This is a genomic window from Rubrimonas cliftonensis, from assembly GCF_900107585.1.
GTDB classification, from domain to species: domain Bacteria; phylum Pseudomonadota; class Alphaproteobacteria; order Rhodobacterales; family Rhodobacteraceae; genus Rubrimonas; species Rubrimonas cliftonensis.
In genome coordinates, this window is sequence record NZ_FNQM01000006.1 from 193655 (window position 1) to 214110 (window position 20456).

19 protein-coding genes are annotated in these 20456 nt (G+C 71.6%); 9 read left to right on the plus strand and 10 right to left on the minus strand.

The genetic code is table 11. The features are described from left to right. Positions 1-5 precede the first annotated feature (5 nt). Positions 6-983 (minus strand): prolyl aminopeptidase, encoded by a 978-nt coding sequence (gene pip, locus BLW43_RS12170; protein WP_093253766.1) that lies wholly within the window; start codon positions 981-983, stop codon positions 6-8. A 109-nt stretch (positions 984-1092) separates the two neighbouring features. On the opposite strand from pip, the gene ubiG reads away from it, so the two are divergent. Beyond that, entirely contained in the window at positions 1093-1827 is a 735-nt protein-coding gene (gene ubiG / locus BLW43_RS12175) for a bifunctional 2-polyprenyl-6-hydroxyphenol methylase/3-demethylubiquinol 3-O-methyltransferase UbiG (protein WP_093253768.1), read from the plus strand. Positions 1828-1848: 21 nt separating this feature from the next. Here the strand turns inward: ubiG and urtE are convergent, their stop codons facing one another. From urtE to urtA, 6 genes are all read right to left on the minus strand, one after another. After that, positions 1849-2544: an urea ABC transporter ATP-binding subunit UrtE gene (urtE, locus tag BLW43_RS12180; protein WP_093253771.1), complete on the minus strand. Its 696-nt coding sequence runs from the start codon at positions 2542-2544 to the stop codon at positions 1849-1851. A 3-nt stretch (positions 2545-2547) separates the two neighbouring features. Next, on the minus strand, positions 2548-3300 hold the full coding sequence (gene urtD, locus BLW43_RS12185; protein ID WP_093253773.1) for an urea ABC transporter ATP-binding protein UrtD: 753 nt from the start codon (positions 3298-3300) through the stop codon (positions 2548-2550). 5 nt (positions 3301-3305) lie between these two features. Then, positions 3306-4424: an urea ABC transporter permease subunit UrtC gene (gene urtC, locus BLW43_RS12190; RefSeq protein WP_093253776.1), complete on the minus strand. Its 1119-nt coding sequence runs from the start codon at positions 4422-4424 to the stop codon at positions 3306-3308. 52 nt (positions 4425-4476) lie between these two features. Continuing rightward, positions 4477-4776 (minus strand): hypothetical protein, encoded by a 300-nt coding sequence (locus BLW43_RS12195; protein WP_093253779.1) that lies wholly within the window; start codon positions 4774-4776, stop codon positions 4477-4479. 72 nt (positions 4777-4848) lie between these two features. Continuing rightward, entirely contained in the window at positions 4849-6477 is a 1629-nt protein-coding gene (urtB, locus tag BLW43_RS12200) for an urea ABC transporter permease subunit UrtB (RefSeq protein WP_093253781.1), read from the minus strand. Between the two features lie 87 nt (positions 6478-6564). Beyond that, the gene (urtA, locus tag BLW43_RS12205) at positions 6565-7836 is read right to left on the minus strand and encodes an urea ABC transporter substrate-binding protein (RefSeq protein ID WP_175478876.1); all 1272 of its coding nucleotides are present in this window, start codon (positions 7834-7836) and stop codon (positions 6565-6567) included. A gap of 289 nt (positions 7837-8125) precedes the next feature. Between urtA and fzlA the strand changes: the two genes are divergently transcribed. The 4 genes from fzlA to BLW43_RS12225 all read left to right on the plus strand — a co-directional run bounded on the left by fzlA (position 8126) and on the right by BLW43_RS12225 (position 11066). Further along, entirely contained in the window at positions 8126-8794 is a 669-nt protein-coding gene (gene fzlA / locus BLW43_RS12210; RefSeq protein WP_093253920.1) for an FtsZ-binding protein FzlA, read from the plus strand. Further along, the gene (queG, locus tag BLW43_RS12215; protein WP_093253785.1) at positions 8794-9912 is read left to right on the plus strand and encodes a tRNA epoxyqueuosine(34) reductase QueG; all 1119 of its coding nucleotides are present in this window, start codon (positions 8794-8796) and stop codon (positions 9910-9912) included. Before fzlA ends, queG begins: the two co-directional genes overlap by 1 nt. Positions 9913-10020: 108 nt before the next feature. After that, complete coding sequence (locus tag BLW43_RS12220; protein WP_093253787.1) at positions 10021-10482, plus strand: c-type cytochrome; 462 nt, start codon at positions 10021-10023, stop codon at positions 10480-10482. After that, positions 10482-11066: a cytochrome b/b6 domain-containing protein gene (locus BLW43_RS12225; protein ID WP_093253789.1), complete on the plus strand. Its 585-nt coding sequence runs from the start codon at positions 10482-10484 to the stop codon at positions 11064-11066. Before BLW43_RS12220 ends, BLW43_RS12225 begins: the two co-directional genes overlap by 1 nt. 3 nt (positions 11067-11069) lie before the next feature. Here BLW43_RS12225 and BLW43_RS12230 read toward each other — a convergent pair whose 3' ends face one another. Next, positions 11070-12029, minus strand: coding sequence for an acetyl-CoA carboxylase carboxyltransferase subunit alpha (locus BLW43_RS12230; RefSeq protein ID WP_093253791.1), 960 nt, complete (start codon positions 12027-12029; stop codon positions 11070-11072). Positions 12030-12251: 222 nt separating this feature from the next. On the opposite strand from BLW43_RS12230, the gene BLW43_RS12235 reads away from it, so the two are divergent. Both BLW43_RS12235 and BLW43_RS12240 read left to right on the plus strand, forming a co-directional pair. Continuing rightward, positions 12252-14687: a mechanosensitive ion channel domain-containing protein gene (locus BLW43_RS12235; protein WP_093253792.1), complete on the plus strand. Its 2436-nt coding sequence runs from the start codon at positions 12252-12254 to the stop codon at positions 14685-14687. After that, on the plus strand, positions 14684-15214 hold the full coding sequence (locus tag BLW43_RS12240; RefSeq protein ID WP_093253794.1) for a GNAT family N-acetyltransferase: 531 nt from the start codon (positions 14684-14686) through the stop codon (positions 15212-15214). Before BLW43_RS12235 ends, BLW43_RS12240 begins: the two co-directional genes overlap by 4 nt. Positions 15215-15260: 46 nt before the next feature. On the opposite strand, the gene rimO is transcribed toward BLW43_RS12240, so the two are convergent. Together rimO and BLW43_RS12250 are read right to left on the minus strand one after the other, a co-directional pair. Continuing rightward, positions 15261-16655 (minus strand): 30S ribosomal protein S12 methylthiotransferase RimO, encoded by a 1395-nt coding sequence (gene rimO, locus BLW43_RS12245; protein WP_093253796.1) that lies wholly within the window; start codon positions 16653-16655, stop codon positions 15261-15263. Positions 16656-17068: 413 nt separating this feature from the next. After that, positions 17069-17788: a GntR family transcriptional regulator gene (locus tag BLW43_RS12250; RefSeq protein ID WP_093253797.1), complete on the minus strand. Its 720-nt coding sequence runs from the start codon at positions 17786-17788 to the stop codon at positions 17069-17071. 241 nt (positions 17789-18029) lie between these two features. Here BLW43_RS12250 and BLW43_RS12255 point away from each other — a divergent pair, with 241 nt between their 5' ends. Then, on the plus strand, positions 18030-19013 hold the full coding sequence (locus BLW43_RS12255) for an ABC transporter ATP-binding protein (RefSeq protein ID WP_093253799.1): 984 nt from the start codon (positions 18030-18032) through the stop codon (positions 19011-19013). 38 nt (positions 19014-19051) lie between these two features. Further along, positions 19052-20338, plus strand: a complete 1287-nt coding sequence (locus BLW43_RS12260; protein ID WP_093253801.1) for an ABC transporter substrate-binding protein — start codon at positions 19052-19054, stop codon at positions 20336-20338. Positions 20339-20456 lie beyond the last annotated feature (118 nt).

Here is a 20456-nt window from a genome sequence, read left to right on the forward strand (position 1 = left end):
GGGCGCTACTGGGCCGCCGTCCGCGAGCCGTCGCGCAGCGCGTCGGTCGCGGCCAGCAGCTCCGCCGTGATGCCCGGCTCGCTCAGGGCGTGGCCGGCGTCGCCCACCATGCGCAGCTCCGAGGCCGGCCAGGCGCGGTGCAGCATGAACGCCGAGGCCGGCGGGCACACCATGTCGTAGCGCCCCTGCACGATCATGCCGGGAATGTCCCGGATGCGGTCGATGTCGCGCAGGATCTGGCCGTCGCTTTCAAGAAAGCCGCGGTTCTGGAAATAATGGCACTCGATGCGGCTGAAGGCGCGCGCATAGGCGGCGTCGGAGAAGCCCGGCCTGAGCGACGGCTCGGCGCGCAGGGTGGCGGTCGCCCCCTCCCAGCGCGCCCAGATGCGGGCGAAGTCGGTCTGCTGCGCGAGGTCGCCCGACATCAGGCGGCGGTGGTAGGCGGCGATCAAGTCGCCGCGCTCGGCGGGGGGTATCGGCGCGACGAACTCCTCCCACAGCTCGGGGAAGAACTGCGCGGCGCCGCCGCCATAGAACCAGTCGAGCTCGCGCTGGCTCATCAGGAACACGCCGCGCAGGATCAGCTCGCTCACCCTGCGCGGGTGCGCCTCGGCGTAGAGCAGCCCGAGCGCGGCGCCCCAGCTGCCGCCGAACACCGACCAGCGCTCCACGCCGATGCGGCGGCGGATCGCCTCGATGTCGTCGATCAGGTCGCCGGTGGTGTTGCGCTCCACGCTGGCGTGGGGGCGCGAGCGCGCGCAGCCGCGCTGGTCGAACAGCACCACATGCCACGCCTCGGGGTCGAAGTAGCGGCGCATTCCCGGCGAGCAGCCGCCGCCCGGCCCGCCATGCAGCACGACCACCGGCTTCGCCCCGCGCGTGCCGCATTCCTCGACATAGAGGTCGTGGCCGCCCGGCACGCTCAGGCGGAAGCGGTTGAACGGCTCGATGGCGGGATAGAGGGCTCGGCGCACCGGCGTCATGCAGATTCCTCGGCTCGCCCATCCTCCATGGCTGTTCTATGTCATAGGGCGCGCAGGGGGGGAAGCCCACCGCCGCGCGGCATGACGATCACGCAAAGGGAGCGCGCGCATGGCCACGGTCGACGCTGCGGAAGTCGCCAAGTTCGAAGCGATGGCCGCCCGCTGGTGGGATCCGGAGGGCGACGCCGCGCCGCTGCACCGCCTCAACCCCTGCCGGCTCGACTACATCGCCGAGCAGATCGCGGCGCAGTTCGGGCGGGACCGCCGCGGCCGCTCGCCGCTCGCCGGGCTGTCGCTCGTCGACGTGGGCTGCGGCGGCGGGCTGATGGCCGAGCCGATGGCGCGGCTCGGCGCGACGGTGACGGGGCTCGACGCGGCCTCTGGCGCCGTCGCCGCCGCGCAGGCGCACGCCGCGGCGTCGCGGCTGGAGATCGACTACCGCGCCGAGACGGCGGAGGCGCTGGCTGCGTCGGGCGCCGCCTTCGACGTGACGCTCGCGCTGGAGATCGTGGAGCATGTGGCGGAGCGCGAGGCGTTCTTCGCGGCGTTGTCGGCGCTGACGAAGCCCGGCGGGCTGGTGATCCTCTCCACGCTGAACCGCACCGCGGCGAGCTTCGCCAAGGCCGTCGTCGGGGCGGAGTACGTCCTGCGCTGGCTGCCGCGCGGCACCCATGACTGGCGCCGCTTCGTCACGCCGGACGAGCTGGCGGCGGCGGCCCTGGCGGCGGGACTGACGCCGGTGGACCGCATGGGGATGGTCTTCTCGCCGCTCTCGGGCCGCTGGCGGCTCAGCCCCGAAGACCTGTCGGTGAACTACCTGCTGACCTGCGAGAAACCCGGCTGAGGGCCGGCGCGACCCGCGCCCTCACACCGTCAGCAGGCGCTTCACTTCGGGCGCGTCGAGCCCTGTAGCGTCGCCTGACAGGGCCACCTCGCCGCGGTCGAGGATGTAGAAGCGGTCGGCGAGCTCGCGGGCGAAGTCGAAATACTGCTCCACCAGCACGATGGCCATGTCGCCGCGCTCGCGCAGGTAGCGGATGGCGCGGCCGATGTCCTTGATGATGCTCGGCTGGATGCCCTCGGTCGGCTCGTCTAGCAGGATGAGCCGCGGTCGCGTCACCAGCGCGCGGGCGATGGCGAGCTGCTGCTGCTGGCCGCCGGAGAGATCGCCCCCGCGCCGGCGCATCATCTCCCGCAGCACCGGAAACAGGCTGAAGATGTCGTCGGGGATCGAGCGCTCAGTGCGCTTCAGCGGCGCATAGCCGGTCTCGAGGTTCTCGCGCACGGTAAGCAGCGGGAAGATCTCGCGGCCCTGCGGCGCGATGGCGACGCCGCGCCGCGCGCGCTGGTGCGGCGACAGGCCGTCAAGCGCCGCGCCCTCCCAGGCGATCGACCCGGCCGAGGCGCGTTGCTGGCCGATGATCGCCCGCATCAGCGAGGTCTTGCCGACGCCGTTGCGGCCCAGCACGCAGGTCACCTCGCCCGGCCGCGCCTCCATGGAGACCCGGCGCAGCGCCTGCGCGGCGCCGTAGTGCAGGTCGATGGCGTCCACCTTCAGCATCGCTCAGCGCCCCAGATAGACATCGACGACCTCCTGCACGGCGCTGACATGGTCGATGGAGCCCTCCGCCAGCACGGCGCCCTGGTGCAGCACCGTCACCTTCACGCCGAGCGCGCGCACGAACTCCATGTCGTGCTCGACCACCACCACCGAATGCGCGCCGGCCACCGCGCGCAGCAGTTCGGCTGTCTGCATCGTCTCGGCGTCGGTCATGCCCGCCACCGGCTCGTCGACAAGCAGCACCTTGGGGTCCTGCGCCAGCAGCATGCCGATCTCCAGCCACTGCTTCTGGCCATGGCTGAGATCGCCCGCGAGATCTCCGCGCCGCGCCTCCAGCCGGATCAGCGCCAGCAGTTCGTCGAGCCGCGCGGCCTCCTCGCCGGTCCGCTTCGCGAACAGCATCGCATAGACGTCGCGGCGGCCCTTCAGCGAGAGCAGCAGGTTGTCCTCGACGGTCTGGGTCTCGAACACGGTCGGCTTCTGGAACTTGCGCCCGATGCCGAGCCGCGCGACGCCCGCCTCGTCCTGCTTTGTCAGATCGACCTGGCCGTTGAACAGCACGTCGCCGCGATCGGGGCGGGTCTTGCCGGTGATGATGTCCATCATCGTGGTCTTGCCGGCCCCGTTGGGGCCGATGATGGCGCGCATCTCGCCGGGCTTCAGGATCATCGACAGGCCGTTGATCGCCTTGAAGCCGTCGAAGGCGACATGGACATTATCGAGATAGAGGATCGAGCCAGCCGCCTGGATCGCCATCGCCCCTACTCCGCCGCCGCCGGGGCGGTCGTGGCGGGTTCCGCCCGGGCCGCGCGCCTGCGCCGCCTCAGCAGCCCGAGGATGCCGTTCGGCAGGAACAGCGTCACCGCCACGAACAGCGCGCCGAGGAAGAACAGCCAGATCTCGGGGAACCACCCCGTCAGCAGCGTCTTGGCGCCGTTCACGGTGAAGGCGCCGAGCGCCGCGCCGACCAGGGTGCCGCGCCCGCCCACGGCCACCCAGATCACCGCCTCGATCGAGTTGGCCGGCTGGAACTCGCTGGGGTTGATGATGCCGACCTGCGGGACGTAGAGCGCCCCCGCGACGCCGGCCATCATCGCCGACACGACGAAGACGAACAGCTTGTAGTACTCCACCCGGTAGCCGAGGAAACGCGCGCGGCTCTCGGCGTCGCGCACAGCGATGAGCACCTTGCCGGCGCGCGACTGCGTGACGGCGCGGCAGATCAGGTAGCCGCCGCCGAGCGCGAGGCAGGAGAGCGCGAACAGCGTCGCCCGCGTCCCCGGCGCCTGGAGGTCGAAGCCCAGCACGTCCTTGAAGTCGGTCAGGCCGTTGTTGCCGCCGAAACCCATGTCGTTGCGAAAGAACGCCAGCAGCAGCGCGTAGGTCATCGCCTGGGTGATGATCGAGAAATAGACGCCGGTGACGCGCGAGCGGAACGCGAACCAGCCGAACACGAAGGCGAGCAGGCCCGGAACCAGCAGCACCATCGCGCAGGCGAACCAGAACATGTCGAAGCCGAGCCAGAACCACGGCAGCGCGTCGTAGTTCAGGAACACCATGAAGTCGGGCAGGACCGGGTTGGCGTACACGCCCCGGTCGCCGATCTCCCGCATCAGGTGCATGCCCATGGCGTAGCCCCCCAGCGCGAAGAAGGCGCCGTGGCCGAGGCTGAGGATGCCGCAATAGCCCCAGATGAGATCCACCGACAGCGCCAGCAGCGCATAGGTCAGATACTTGCCGAACAGCGACACCGCATAGCTCGGCAGGTGCAGCGCCGAGCCCGGCTCGGCGAGCAGGCTCATCATCGGCACGATCGTTGCGAAGCAGGCGAGCAGCAGCAGGAACACCGCGCCGCGCAGGTCGATCAGCCGGGCGATCATGCCCGGCCTCCCGCGCTGCCATGCGGTCGGCGGGCCGCGCCGCGCGCCGCGGTCAGCGGCTGGCGAGCGTCACCGAACCGGGGGTGAAGGCGCGCACGTCCAGCAGGCACTGCGCGCCCTCGACCGTGAAGACGAACACGTGCTCCTGCCCGTTCGCGCCGGCCACCAGCCGGCAGAAGCGCGAGGGGCCCTCGAGTTCCGCGGGACAGGTCGCGAGGTCGTCGTGCCTCACCGCCGCGTAGAACTGCGGATAGGTGATCGGGCAGGGCTGCGCGGCGCCGGCCTGCGCCATCGCGGCGTGGCTTGGCGCGGCGAGCAGCAGCAGGGGGGCGAGGGCGACGAGACGGTTCATGGCCATACTCCGGCGAACATACACGCGCCGCAGTCTGCGCCCCGCCGGTAAAGGCGTCGTTCATGTCCGGCCTCATTGCTCGACCGCCCGGCCCTTGAGCGCGAACAGCCCGCGCGGGCGCTTCTGAATGAAGAGGATGATGAAGACGAGCACCAGGATCTTGGCCATCACCGCGCCCGCGAAGGGCTCGAGGAACTTGTTGGCGACGCCCAGCGTGAAGGCGCCCGCGAGCGCGCCCCACAGGTTGCCCACGCCGCCGAACACCACGACCATGAAGCTGTCGACGATGTAGCTCTGGCCGAGATCGGGCGAGACGTTGTCGATCTGGCTCAGCGCGACGCCGGCCACGCCCGCCACGCCGGCGCCCAATCCGAAGGTCATCGCGTCGACCCAGCCGGTGCGCACGCCCATCGCGTCGGCCATGCGGCGGTTCTGGGTGACGGCGCGCATCTGCAGGCCCATCGGCGTGCGCTTGAGCAGAAGCGTCAGCGCCGCGAACACCGCCAGCGCGAACAGCACGATCCAGAAGCGGTTCCACGTCACCTGCATCTGGCCGATCTGGAACGCGCCCGACATCCAGTCGGGGTTGGAGACGGCGCGGTTGGTGGCGCCGAAGATCGACCGCACCAGCTGCTGCAGGATCAGCGAGACGCCCCAGGTCGCCAGCAGCGTCTCCAGCGGGCGGCCGTAGAGAAAGCGGCAGACGCCGCGCTCGATCGCCACTCCCACCGACCCCGATACGAGGAAGGCGAGCGGCAGCGCGAAGGCCAGCGTCCATTCCGAGAGCCAGGGGGCCGAGGCGACGATGGCCTGCTGCACCGCGAAGGTCGTGTAGGCGCCGAGCATCACCAGTTCGCCATGGGCCATGTTTATCACGCCCATCACGCCGAAGGTGATCGCCAGCCCGATGGCGGCGAGCATCAGCACCGAGCCGAGGCTGATCCCGAACCAGACATTGCGCGCGGCGTCCCAGAACGCCAGCACGCGCTCGATGGCGTCGCGGGTGTCGCCGGCGGCGGCGGCGACCTCGGGGGCGGGATCATTCTGCGCGGCGATCGCCAGCGACAGCGCGGCGCGGTCGCCGCGCGCGGTCAGGGTGTCGAGCGCCGCGACCTTGTCGGCTGGCGCGGCGGCCCCGTCCGCCAGGATCGAGGCGGCGCGGGCCTCGGCGATCAGCTTCGCGATGGCGGGGTCGGTCTCGGCCGCGAGGGCCGCCGAAAGCGGCTCGATCTGTTCGGGGTCGGGGCCGGAAAAGGCGGCCTGCGCGGCGGAGATGCGCACCGCGGGGTCGGGGCTGCCCAGGGTCAGCACGCCCACGGCGCTGCGGATGGCGCGGCGCACGGCGTTGTTGACGCGGATGCGCTCCGAGGCCCCGCGGCCGAGCGGGCCGATCTCCTCGCCGGTCAGCGCGTCGAAGGCGACCTCCTGCCGGCGCGGGCCCGTGACGCGGACGATGCGCCCGTCGGCGTTGAGGCGCTCCAGCTCGCCCTCCAGCAGCGCGTCGAGCAGGGCCGCGGCGCGGGGGTCCGAGGTCGCGGCGATGCGCGAGACGATCCCGGCGCGGTCGTTGAAGTCGCCGTCGGGCAGGCGGGCTGCGAGCGCTTCGAGCGTGGCGCCGCCCGTCTCGGCGGTCTGCGCGAGGATCGGCGCCGCGGCCATCAGGAGGAACAGGCTCGCGAGCAGGGCGAGGGCGCTGCGCATGGGTCTTGCCTTCGGGCGAGGGGTGCGGGGCCGGGAAGGGAGGAGGGCCTTCCCGGCCCCGCTGCGGTCAGGACGGCGGCGAACCTATTACTGACCCACGCCGCCGCACTGCCCGGTCTCGGTGTTGAAGTTCCCGCATGACATAGGCGCGCGCCAGTTCGCGATCAGCGGCGCGGATTCGGGCAGGTAGTCGGACCAGGCGTCGCCGAGAACGAGGCCGGAGGTCTCCCAGACGACCTCGAACTGGCCGTCGTCCTGGATCTCGCCGACCAGCACCGGCTTGGTGATGTGGTGGTTGGCGCCCATCGCCGAGTAGCCGCCGGTCAGGTTCGGCACCGCGACGCCGATCATGGCGTCGATCACGGCGTCGGGGTCGGTCGTGCCGGCGGCCTCGACGGCCTTCACCCACATGTTGAAGCCGATGTAGTGCGCCTCCATCGGGTCGTTGGTGACGCGGGCGGCGTCGCCTATGAAGGCGTGCCAGGCGTCGATGAAGTCGGCGTTCACGTCGGTGTCGACCGACATGAAGTAGTTCCAGGCGGCGAGGTGGCCGACGAGCGGCGCGGTGTCGATGCCGGCCAGCTCCTCCTCGCCCACGGAGAACGCGACCACGGGAATGTCCTCGGCGGAGACGCCCTGGTTGCCGAGCTCCTTGTAGAACGGCACGTTGGCGTCGCCGTTGATGGTGGAGACGACGGCGGTCTTCTTGCCGGCGGAGCCGAAGGCCTTGATGTCGCTCACGATCGTCTGCCAGTCGGAGTGGCCGAACGGCGTGTAGTTGATCATGATGTCCTCAGGCGCGACGCCCTGCGCCTGCAGGTAGGCCTCGAGGATCTTGTTGGTCGTGCGCGGATAGACGTAGTCGGTGCCGGCGAGCACCCAGCGCTCGACGCCCTCGTTCTCCATCAGGTAGTCGACGGCGGGAATGGCCTGCTGGTTCGGCGCCGCACCGGTGTAGAACACGTTGCGCTGGCTCTCCTCGCCCTCGTACTGCACCGGGTAGAACAGGATCGAGTTCAGCTCCTCGAAGACCGGCAGCACCGACTTGCGGCTCACCGAGGTCCAGCAGCCGAACACCGCGTCGACGTCGTTCACCTCGATCAGCTCGCGCGCCTTCTCGGCGAAGAGCGGCCAGTCGGAGGCGGGATCGACCACGACCGCCTCGAGCTGCCGGCCGAGCAGCCCACCCTTCTTGTTCTGCTCCTCGATGAGCATGAGCATGACGTCCTTCAGCGTCGTCTCCGAGATCGCCATGGTGCCGGAGAGCGAGTGCAGGATGCCGACCTTGATGGGGCCCTCCTGCGCCGCGGCCGCGGTGGCCAGCGAGAGCGCGAGCGCCGTGGACGAGAGAATGCGCATCATGTGGACTGTCTCCTTGTCAGGTCGCACCCCGCGCCGGCGGAGCGTTAACATTTCATGCCCAACGAAACGCCATCGCTGCGCCGCAAGAAAGGGCGCCTGACGGATTCTGGCCTCGGGCGGCAAAAATGATTATCATTTGGGCATGAAAGCGCCGGATCGGCCTGCGGCGAGCGCAGATCCGTCCCGACTCACTGCGATGGTCGGGCGGCCGGCGGCGGGCGGGCTGTTGATCCCGCGCCCGGAACCCGGCAAGGAAGACGCGTCCCTCGCAGCCGACGGAACGTCCATGCGCCGCCTCTATCACCTCACCCTCTGCCCCCGCAGCCGCAAGATCCGCCTCGTTCTCGGGGAGAAGCGGCTGGAGGCGGAGCTGATCGAGGAGAAGACCTGGGAGAAGCGCACCGACTTCCTGCGCCTCAACCCCGCCGGCGACGTGCCGGTGCTGGTCGAGCCCGACGGCCGCGCGCTCTGCGACAGCGCCGCGATCTTCGAGTATCTCGAGGAGACGGGACCGGAGCCGCGGCTGCTGCCGTCGGACCCGATCGACCGCGCCGAGGCGCGGCGGCTGGTCGGCTGGTTCGACGGCAAGTTCAACGCCGAAGTCACCGAGAACCTCGTCGCCGAGCGCGCGATCAAGCGGCTCTCGCGCTCGGGCTACCCCGACAGCGGCAAGATCAAGGCCGGGGCCAGGGCTGTGAAGCAGCATGTCGAGTATGTCGGCTGGCTGGCGGAGCGCCGGCGCTGGCTGGCGGGCGACGCGCTCTCCATCGCCGATTTCGCCGCCGCGGCGCATCTGAGCTGCCTCGACTTCATCGGCGACGCGCCGTGGGAGGTCAGCGACCCGGCGAAGGAATGGTATGCGCGGGTGAAGTCGCGCCCGGCCTTCCGGCCGCTGCTGTCGGACCATCTGCCCGGCTTCTCCCCGCCCGACCACTACGCCGACCTCGATTTCTGATGGCGGCGCCCGATCTTCGGGCGGCGCTGGAGGCGGAGGCCCGGAGCTTGGGCTTCGCGGGGTTCGGGGTCTGCGCGCCGGAGGCGACGCGCCCCGCCGGCGAGGCCCTGCGCGCCTGGGTTGGCGCGGGGCTGCACGGCGAGATGGCGTGGATGGCCGAGCGGCTCGCCTGGCGGGCCGACGCCTCTGCGCTCTGGCCCGAGGCGCGGTCGGTAGTCATGCTCGCCGAGCCCTACCCGCCCGGCGACGACCCGATGGTGGCGCTCGTGATGCGCGACCGCGCCGCGATCAGCGTCTATGCGCAGGGCGCAGACTACCACGACGTCGTCAAGCGCAAGCTCAAGAGGCTCGGCCGCTGGCTGATCGACCGCGCCGGCGGCGACATAAAGGTGTTCGTCGACACCGCGCCGGTGATGGAGAAGCCGCTGGCTGAGGCCGCCGGCCTCGGCTGGCGCGGCCGCCACACCAATCTCGTCAGCCGCGAGCTCGGCTCGTGGTTCTTCCTCGGCGCGCTGTTCACGACGCTGGAGCTGGCGCGCGACGCGCCTCACGCGGACCGCTGCGGCTCCTGCCGCGCCTGCCTCGACATCTGCCCGACCGCCGCCTTCCCGGCTTCCGGCGTGCTCGACGCCCGGCGCTGCGTCTCCTACCTCACCATCGAGCTGAAGGGGCCGATCCCGCGCGAGATGCGGCCGCTGATCGGCAACCGCATCTACGGCTGCGACGATTGCCTCGCCGTCTGCCCGTGGAACAAGTTCGCCGGCCGAGCGCGCGAAATCGCCTATGCGGCGCGGCCCGAACTGGCGCGGCCGCGGCTGGCCGATCTCGCGGCGCTCGACGACGCGGCCTTCCGCGAGGTGTTCGCCGGCTCGCCGGTCAAGCGGATCGGGCGCGACCGCTTCCTGCGCAACGTGCTCGTGGCGATCGGCAACTCCAGCGATCCCGACCTCGCCGAGAGCGCCTGCGCGCGACTTGCCGACGCCTCGGCGCTGGTGCGCGGCGCCGCCGTCTGGGCGCTCTGGCGGCTCTGGCCGGCGGCGCGACTGGCGGCCCTGCGCGCCGACGACCCAGATCCCGACGTCGCCGCGGAGTGGGCGGCGGCCCTCGGTCCGTCCTGAGAACGGCGCCGCGCCGCCGTTCTGCGACCCCATCACAAAGACTTCGCTGGATCGCCGCGGCGCGGGCGGCCATGCTCCGCTCAGGTGAATTCTTCGGGAGAACCCATCATGCGCCGACTGCTGACCCTCGCCGTCCTCGCCCACTGCGCCGTGCTTGCGCCGGCCTTCGCCGACCCGATCGAGGATGCGATCAAGGCCCGCCAGGGTTACTTCACCCTGCTCGGCGCCAATATCGGCCCGCTCGCCGCGATGGCGAAGGGGGAGATAGAGTATGACGCCGAGGCGGCCGCGACGCACGCCGGCAACCTCGAGACGCTGGGCGGCTACATGGCCGCGCCGCATTTCCCAAAGGGCAGCTCCAACGCCGACAAGCCCGGCGATACGCGCGCCCAGCCGGCGATCTGGAGCGACTTCTCCGGCTTCACCGCCAGGTACGGCGACTACAAGGCTGCGGTGGCGGACCTGCCCGCGAAGGTCTCCGGCGGCCGCGCCGAGCTGGGCGCGGCGCTCGGCGCCGTTGGCGCAACCTGCAAGGCGTGCCACGACGACTATCGCGCCAAGGACTTCTGATGGCCGAACCGGTCGAGCGGGCGCGGGTGTGGGACCCCGCACTCCGCGTCTTCCACTGGGCGCTGGCCGCGGCGGTCGTCACGGGATGGGTTCTCGGCGAGTTCGGGCCTGCGATCATGACCTGGCATTTCTGGTGCGGCTACGCTGTCGGCGCGCTGGTGCTGTTCCGCCTCGTGTGGGGGTTCGTCGGCCCCGAGACGGCGCGGTTTGCGCATTTCCTGCGCGGGCCGCGCCCGGTGCTCGCCTATCTGCGGGAGATGCCCGAGCGCCGGCCAAGCCGCTGGCGCGGCCATGCGCCGCTCGGCGGCTGGGCGACGGTGGCGCTGCTGGCGCTGCTCGCGGCGCAGGTTGCGACGGGGCTCTTCGCCGACCCCGACGACTACATCAACGTCGGTCCGCTGGCGCATCTCATCCCGGCGGGGGACCGGCTGACGGCGGCGGCGCTGCACGCCCTCATCGCCAAGGCGTTGCTGGCGATGGTGCTGCTCCACCTCGCCGCCGTCGCGTTCTACGCGTTCTGGAAGCGCGAGGATCTGGTGCGGCCGATGATCGACGGCCGCAAGCTGGTGCGGCGGCGCGACTGAGGCTCAGCCGAGCGTTTTGCGGCCCATCTCAAGATACTTGCGCCGCCGGTCCGCGCGCAGGGCGGCGGCGTCCTTGCCGTCGAGATCGGCCAGCATCGCCGCGACGGCGCGGCCGGTCTCGGCGATGGCCTCCAGCGGAGCGCGCTGGGCCCCGCCGAGCGGCTCGGGCACGATGCGGTCGATCACGCCGAGCTTCATGAGATCCTGCGCCGTCAGACGCAGCGCGGCGGCGGCCTCGCGCATCTTGTCCGCGTCCTTCCACAGGATCGAGGCGCAGCCCTCCGGCGAGATGACCGAATAGACGGCGTGCTCCAGCATCGCCACGCGGTTGGCCGTGGCGAAGGCGACCGCGCCGCCCGAACCGCCCTCGCCGATCACCACCGAGACGAGCGGCTGGCCCAGCGCAAGACAGGCCTCGGTGGCGCGCGCGATGGCCTCCGCCTGGCCGCGCTCCTCCGCGCCCTTGCCGGGATAGGCGCCGGGCGTGTCGATCAGGGTGATGACGGCGAGGCCGAACTTGTCGGCCAGCCGCATCAGCCGCACCGCCTTGCGATAGCCCTCCGGCCGCGCCATGCCGAAATTGCGCGTGAGGCGGCTGCGGGTGTCGCGGCCCTTCTCGTGGCCGAGCACCACCACCGGCCGGTCCTGGAAGCGCGCCAGCCCGCCGACAACGGCGGCGTCCTCCGCGAACGCGCGGTCGCCGGCGAGCGGGGTGAACTCGTCGAACAGCGCCTCGATCATGTCGAGCGCGCGGGGCCGGTCGGGGTGGCGGGCGATCTGGCACTTCGCCCACGGGTCGAGGGTCGCATAGAGCTCGCCGAGCATCTTGCGCGACTTCGCGTCGAGCTGCGCGGCCTCGTCGCGCACGTCCATGGCGGGGTTGCGCGCGGCCAGCGCGCGCAGCTCGGCCGCCTTGCCCTCAAGCTCGGCCAGTCCCTTCTCGAAATCGAGATAATGCCGCAAGCCGCCCCCGCACCGCTCTGGCCGGTCGCCCGGCCCGGTTCCCGGTCCCGTCGCCGTTCCCGCCCGCGCGACTTAAGGCGCTGCGGCCGCGAATGCAATCTGGCCGCGGGTCGCGGGCGGGCCCGGCCGCATGCGCCCGCCGCAGGCTGCACGCCGGAGGGGCGGCTGGCCCGAAGCGGCCCGGCGGGCTAGGACTGCGGGCGCAGCTTCCGGAGTCGTCCCATGCCGATCATCGCGTTCCTCGCCGTCCTGCTCGCCGCGGTCGTCGGGCAGCCGAGCCTGGCGCAGACCGGACCCTCGCCCGTCCAGCCGCAGGCCGCGCCCGCGGCGGCGGCGCAGCCGGCCGGAGACGGGGCGCTGCGGGCCCTTCTGGAGGCGCTGCGCGACGACGCCGCGCGCGCGCGGCTGGTGGACGAGTTGGAGCGGCTGACCGGCGCGCGGGCGGACGCGGCGTCGCCCGAAGGCGGCGCGCAGCAGCCGGCCGCCGCCGAGGGCGCGGCGCCGCCGGCGGCGGACGCCCCCGCCCCCTCTCAGGCCCCCTCTCAGGCCGCGTCCGAGGCCGCCGCGACGCCCGGATCGCCGTCGCCCGACGCGGGCGAGACCGGCGCCCAGGAGGGCGCCCCCCAGAGCGTCGGCCGCGCCCTCGCCATCCTCACGCGCGAGATCTGGGACGAGGCGCTGGAGCGCAGCGAGGCGTTCCTGAACGGACTGAGCGCCACCGAGCGGCGGCTGCGCGCCATCAGCGGAGAGCGCGGGCAGGCGCTTCTCCAGGCCGGGCGCGAACTGGCGACGCTGATCGTCGCCACCGTGGTCGTCTACATCGCCCTGCGCTGGCTGGCGCGGCGGATGTTCGCGGGGATGCGGGACGCGGCGCGCGACGCGACGCTGCCGGGGCGCGGGGCGCTCTGGGTGGGCGGCGTGCTGATCGACGCGCTTACGGTCGTCATCGCCTGGGCGATCGGCAACGCCATCTCCTATTTCGCCATCGACAGCGCCGTGAACGACGGCGTACGAGGACCGCTCTACCTCAACGCCTTCCTGATTGTGCAGATGGTGAAGGTCGCGATCCGGTCGATCACCTCGCCCGAGATAGGCGCCCTGCGCCTCGCGCCGTTCGACAACGCCGCCGCGCGCTACTGGACCGGGCGTTTCAGCGGGCTGGTGAGCATTCTGGGCTACGGCCTGCTGCTGGTGACGCCCATCGTCAACGAGACGGTGTCGATCTTCACCGGCCGCGCCGTGCAGGTCGTCGTCTATGCGCTGGTGCTGATTTGGTCGATGGCGCTGGTGATCCGCCACCGCAAGGCGCCGTCGGCCTGGCTGCGCGCGAAGGCCGAGGCGGCCGGCGGCGACGCCACGCTGCGCGTGATCGCCGCGGCTGCGTCGCTGTGGCACTGGCCGGCGATGGCGTTCCTGCTGCTGCTCTTCACCACGGCCGTCTCCAGTTCAGGCGCGGTCGAGCCGATCCTCGCCGCGTCCGCCCGCGTCGCCGCGGTGCTGGCGCTCGGCGCCGGGGCCGGCGTGCTGGCGGCGCGCGCGGCGCGTCACGGCGTCCGGCTGCCGGAGAACGTCTCCACAGCCGTGCCGCTGCTGGAGGGGCGGCTGAACGGGTTCCTCGTGCAGTTCCTCGGCGTCTTGCGGTTCCTGCTGACGATCGCCACGATCGGCTTCGCCATCGACATCGCCGGGCTCTACGACGTCGGCGGCTGGTTCGCGCGGCGCTTCGGCGAGGACTTCGCCTCCGCCACCGCCAGCGTGATGATCATCGTGGTGATGGCCTTCCTGTTGTGGCTGGCCATCGCCTCGTGGGTCGACTATCGCCTCAACCCCGAGCGGGCGGAGGCGGCCACCTCGCGCGAGCAGACCTTGCTGACGCTGATGCGCAACGCGGTGACGATCGCGCTGATCATCATCACGTCGATGTTCGTGCTGTCGGAACTCGGCATCGACATCGCGCCGCTGCTGGCCTCCGCCGGCGTGCTCGGCCTCGCCATCGGCTTCGGCGCGCAGAAGCTGGTGCAGGACATCATCACCGGCGTGTTCATTCAGTTCGAGAGCGCGATCAACGTCGGCGACGTCATCACGGTGGCGGGAACGACCGGCGCGGTCGAGAAGCTGACGATCCGCTCGGTCAGCCTGCGCGCGCTCGACGGGACGTTCCACATCATCCCGTTCTCATCGGTCGACATGGTGTCGAACTTCAACCGCGGCTTCGCCTTCCACGTCGCCGACGTCGGCATCGCCTACCGCGAGAACATCGACGACGCGAAGGAGGCGATGACGGCCGCCTTCGACGACCTGCGCGCCGACCCCGCGCAGCGGCCGCTGATCCTTGGCGCGATGGAGTGGTTCGGCGTGCAGGAACTCGGCGACAGCGCCGTGGTGCTGCGCGCGCGCATCCGCACGCGGCCGGGCGCGCAGTGGGGCGTGGGCCGCGCCTACAACGAGGCGGTCAAGAAGCGGCTTGACGCGGCGGGCATCGAGATCCCGTTCCCGCACACCACCATCTGGTTCGGCGAGAACCGCGACGGCACGGCCCCGCCGATGCGCATGGTCTCCGAAGGCGCGGCGCGGCGCGGCGAGGCGCCCGGCGCCCCGACGCTGTCTGTGAAGCCGATCGCGGGCGACATCCCCGACGCCGACGGACCCGAAAGATGACCGGGAGGCCGCACCGCCTGCGCGCGGCGACCGACGCGGACCGCCCGGCCCTCGCCGCGCTGCAGGTGGCGGGCTGGCGGGACGCGTACGCCGCGCTGATCCCCGCCGACTACCTCGCAGGCGCGTTCGCGGGCGACGTCGAGCAGCGCTGGCGCGACCTCGAGATCGGCCCGGACGACGTCGTGCTGGCCGCCGAGGCGCCGGACGGCGCGCTCGACGGCTTCATCACCGTCTGGAGCCGCGCGACGCCCTACATCGACAACCTGCATGTCCGCCCCGGCCTGCGCGGGGGCGGCGTCGGGCGGCGGCTGATGGCGGAGGCGGCGCGACGGCTGGCGGCGCAGGGGCGCGACGCGGTCGAGCTGACCGTGGCCGTGCGGAATCTGCGCGCGCGCGCCTTCTACGCCCGGCTCGGCGGGGTCGAGGGGGAGGAGACCCGCCGGCCGAGCTTCGGGGCGGTGATCTTCCACTGCCTGCCGGTGCGATGGACCAGCCTCGCGCCGCTGGTCGCGGCCGACGCCGCCTGAGCCTGCGAAGGCGCCGCATCGGTGGAGACCGCCGGGCGCGCGGCGCCTAGACCCGCCGCGCCCAGAGGTCGTGTTCGCCCGCCTCGTCGATCTCCACCGACACCATGTCGCCGGGCTTGAGGTCCGCAAAATCTTCGTCGATGAAAACGGCGCCGTCGATTTCCGGCGCCTCGGCGTAGGACCGGCATTCCGCGCCGTCCTCGTCGACCGCGTCCACCAGCACGTCGAGCCGACGGCCGACCTTCTCCGCCAGCTTCGCCTCCGAGATGCGGCCCGCCGCCGCCATGAACCGCTCGAACCGCTCCTGCTTCACCTCGGCCGGCACATGGCCGGGCAGGTCGTTCGCCGCGGCGCCCGAAACGTTCTCATACTGGAAGGCGCCGACGCGATCGAGCCGCGCCTCCTCCAGCCAGTCGAGCAGATGCTGGAAGTCCGCCTCGGTCTCGCCGGGAAAGCCGACGATGAAGGTCGACCGGATCGCGAGGTCGGGGCAGATCGCGCGCCAGTCGCGGATGCGGTCCAGCGTCTTCGCCTCGTTGGCCGGCCGCCGCATCGCCTTCAGCACCGAGGGGCTGGCGTGCTGGAACGGCACGTCGAGATAGGGCAGGACGAGGCCCTCCGCCATCAGCGGGATCAGCTCGCTCACATGGGGGTAGGGGTAGACGTAGTGCAGCCGCACCCACGCCCCGAGCGAGCCCAGGTCGCGCGCCAGATCGGTGATGTGCGCCCGCGCCTCGCCGCCGGACCACCGGCTCGTGGCGTAGCCGATGTCGCGGCCGTAGGCGCTGGTGTCCTGACTGATGACGAGCAGCTCCCTCACGCCGCTCTCGACCAGCTTCTCGGCCTCGCGCAGAACCGCCGCCGCGGGGCGCGACGCGAGCTTGCCGCGCATCGAGGGGATGACGCAGAAGCGGCACTTGTGGTCGCAGCCCTCGGAGATCTTGAGATAGGCGTAGTGGCGCGGGGTCAGGCGCACGCCCGCCGCCGGGATCAGGTCGATGAACGGGTCGGGCGCGGGCGGGACGGCCGCATGCACCGCTTCCATCACCGCCTCGTACTGCTGCGGGCCGGTGACGGCGAGCACCGCAGGGTGCGCGCCGCGGATGGCCGCTTCGTCGGCGCCGTAGCAGCCGGTGACGATGACGCGCCCGTTCTCCGCCAGCGCCTCGCCGATGGCCTCGAGGCTCTCGGCCTTGGCGCTGTCGAGGAAGCCGCAGGTGTTGACGATCACGGCCTGCGCGCCGGCGTAGTCGGGCGCGACGGCGTAGCCCTCGGCGCGCAGGCGCGTGAGGATGCGCTCGCTGTCCACGAGCGCCTTGGGACAGCCGAGCGAGACCATGCCGATGGTCGGCTGGCCAGGGCGGGGCGTGTCCCCTCCTCGCGCGTCAGGGCGCAGACTGGGCGCGGCGCGGTCGGGGCGGATATCTGGCGGGTTGCTCATGGCCGCGCTTCTACGCCGCAAGCGGCGGCGCGGGAAGCGTCGCGTCGGGGCGGGCGTGCGCACCGCCCTGCCGGCGTCGGCGCGCGATCTTGAAGGGAATCGAAGTCGGGCGGGCCTTTGCGCCGTCCGACCGCGTCAGCGTCTTGCGGCGCGTCCTCGCCCGGCGCCGGCCCCGCCAGCGGCGGCCTCCGCCGCGCGATGACCGGCCGCGCCGCCTCCGGCGACGTGCGCGCCCGCTTCATCTCCGCCGCTACGCCGCCTGGCCTGTCGAGCCGCGACGTCGCCGCGACCTGTCGCTCGGCCCCCGTATCGCCGCGAGGCGCATGGAGACGATCCTCGCGAGGATCGCGCCCTGGAGCGGAGGCGCCGCCGCCCGCGCGATTCGCGTTGCGACCCGCCGCGCCGCGCGCGCCTCAGCCGGTCGAGAGCGCCCTCGCCAGGTCGGGTTTGGACGGCGCCCTCGGCGCAAGGTCCAGGCCGGCGAGCAGATCGGCGAGGTGGCGCCGCATGGCCGCCTCGGCGGCGTCGGCGTCGCGTGCGGTCAGCGCGGCGAGGAGGGCGCCGTGGGCGTGGCGCTCGCAGAGCGTGTCGGGCAGCCGGGCGTAGAGCGCCAGCACCAGGGCCGACCGCGCGATCAGGCCGCCGAGCAGCGCCGCGATGGTCTGGTGGCGCGACATCTCCGCGATCACCAAATGAAACCGCCCCGAGAGGTGCACCGCGCGACCCAGTTCGCCGGCTTCCAGCGCGGCGTGCTCCGCCTCGATGTGGCGGGCGAGGCGCGCCAGCGCCTCGGCGTCGGCGTGGCGCGCCGCCGCCCGCGCGACGGCGGGCTCCAGCAGCGCGCGGGCCTCGAAGACCTCGCGGGCGGATTGCGGGCTCGGCGCGGCGACGAAGGCCCCGCGATGGCGCTCGAGCACCACCACGCCGTCATGGCTGAGCGCCTGGAGCGCGGCGCGCACCACCGTCCGGCTAACGCCGCACAGACCGGCGATCTCGTCCTCGGTCAGCTTGGCGCCGGGAGGCAGCCGCTGCTCGAGAACCGCGCGCAGAAGCCGTTCGCGCACGCGGTCCGTCGGCGTCGTCGCGGGCGGCGCGGCGGCGTCAGGCCAGTTCTCGGCGTCCCGTGTCTCCATGCGATGAGCATGCATGGCGCCCGCGTGTCGCGCCAAGAAAAATTTGTGTACAATATTGCGGCAGTTTGTGCACTAAACTGCCCCGTCGGGGGCGCCTTCGGGCCGCGCGCCGCCGTCACTGACGCGAGGATGCGCCGGAAGCCCTGCGATTCAAGGGTTTCGCCGCCGCCGCGCCGCTCTGGCCCGCAACTTGCTCCCTGCCGGGAGATCGGATTCGGAACCGACGACGAAGGAGCCGCAGATGCGTGACGCGCTCGACCTCGAACTGGCCAGTCTGACGAAGCGCTACGGCGCGGCGGCGGCCGTCGATGCGGTCAGCCACGTCTTCGCCTCGGGGCGCTACTGCTGCCTGCTCGGGCCTTCGGGCTGCGGCAAGTCCACCACGCTGCGGATGATCGCCGGCCACGAGACCGCCACCTCCGGCGACATCGTGCTCGGCGCGGACAACATCACCCACGCCCCGCCCGCCGCGCGCGGCACGGCGATGATGTTCCAGAGCTATGCGCTGTTTCCCCATCTCAGCGTGTGGGAGAACGTCGCCTTCAGCCTCAAGATGAAGGGCGTCGAGAAGAACGAGCGCCGCCGGCGCGCCATGACCCTGCTGGAGATGGTCGAGATCGCGCCGATGGCCGAGCGCCGCCCGGCGCAGCTCTCGGGCGGCCAGCAGCAGCGCGTCGCGCTGGCGCGCGCGCTGATCACCGAGCCGCGCGTGCTGCTGCTCGACGAGCCGCTGTCGGCGCTCGACCCGTTCCTGCGCGTGCGCATGAGGGTGGAGCTGAAGCGGCTCCAGCGCGAGCTCGGCGTCACCTTCATCCACGTCACCCACGGCCAGGACGAGGCGATGGCGCTGTCGGACGACATCATCGTGATGAACGGCGGGCGCATCGAACAGTCCGGCTCGCCGCGCGAGGTGTTCGACGCGCCCCGCACCGAATTCGTCGCGCGCTTCATGGGCGGCCACAACGTCTTGGCCAACGGCGCCGGCAAGATCGCCGTGCGCGCGGACCGCACGCGCCTGTCGCGCAGCGGGGAGGGCGCGCTGTCGGCCACCGTCACCGGAGCGGAGTTCCAGGGGACCGTGGTGATCGTCGCGATGCGCGCCGCCGATGGGGCCGAACTCAGCGCCACGCTCAGCGACGCGGCCTTCTACGCCGACCCCTTCGACCCCGGCGCGACCGTCACGGTCGGCTGGGACCATGCCGACCAGCACGCGCTCGCCGGCTGAGATCCGCCCCGCCAGCCAATCAGAACAGGGAGAACGACATGACCGACGAACCGACTCGCATTTCGACGAAAGGCCCCTCGCGCCGACAGCTGCTCGGCGGCGCCGCCGCAGCGGCGACCGCCACGGCCTTTCCCGCCCCGATGATCTGGGCCCAGAACATCAAGGACATCACGCTGCGCCAGTTCGGCACCGGCGTCTCCAACCTCAACGACGTGGCGGTGAAGGTGAAGGAGGATCTCGGCTTCACGCTCGAGATGACCGCGCTCGACAGCGACAGCGTCACCCAGCGCGCCGCCACCCAGCCCGACAGCTTCGACATCGCCGACATCGAGTACTGGATCTGCAAGAAGGTCTGGCCCGCCGGCAACCTGCAGGCGATGGATGTCAGCCGCATCGCGCTCTACGACAAGATCGTTCCGCTGTTCAAGACGGGCAAGCTGACGCCCGAGAGCACCATCGCCCAGGGCACCGCGCCGCACACGGTCGGCTTCGTCGAGGGTCCCGGCTCGAACACCTTCGTTCAGGAGGAGTCGGGCTGGATGACGCTGATCCCGACCATCTACAACGCCGACACGCTGGGCATCCGCCCCGATCTCATCAACCGCCCGATCAGCAACTGGAGCGAGCTGCTGAACCCCGAGTTCCGCGGCAAGGCCTCGCTGCTCGACATCTCCGCCATCGGCATCATGGACATGGCGATGGTCTGCGAGTCGATGGGCGAGATCACCTACGGCGACAAGGGCAACATGACCCGCGCCGAGATCGACAAGACCATCGGCATCTTCACCGAGGCCAAGAAGGCCGGCCAGTTCCGCGCCTTCTGGAAAAGCTTCGACGAGAGCGTGAACCTGATGGCGTCGGGCGAGGTGGTGATCCAGTCGATGTGGTCGCCCGCGATCACGGCGGTGAAGTCCAAGGGCATCCCCTGCGTCTACCAGCCGCTGGAGGAGGGCTACCGCTCCTGGGGCGGCGGCATCGGCCTGTCGAAGAACCTCAGCGGGCTGGAGCTGGATGCGGCCTACGAGTACATCAACTGGTATCTCTCCGGCTGGGTCGGCGGCTACCTGATGCGGCAGGGCTACTACTCCGCCGTGCCCGAGACCTCGAAGAACTTCATGTCCGCGGACGAGTGGGGCTTCTGGTTCGAGGGCAAGCCGGCGCAGGGCGAGATCGTCAACCCGCAGGGCGTGACGATGGAGCAGCCGGGCTCGACCCGCGACGGCGGCTCGTTCTACGAGCGCATGGGCGCGGTCGCCTGCTGGAACGCCGTGATGGACGAGAACCTCTACATGGTCCGCAAGTGGAACGAGTTCATCGCCGCCTGACCCGCTGAGGATCGAAGGCGGGCGGCGCGTTCATCCGGCGCGCCGCCCGCGCCCATACCGTCCCCTCTCCCGCCTGCGGGAGAGGGCAGGGGTGAGGGCCTCGCGCCCCGGCCAAGGA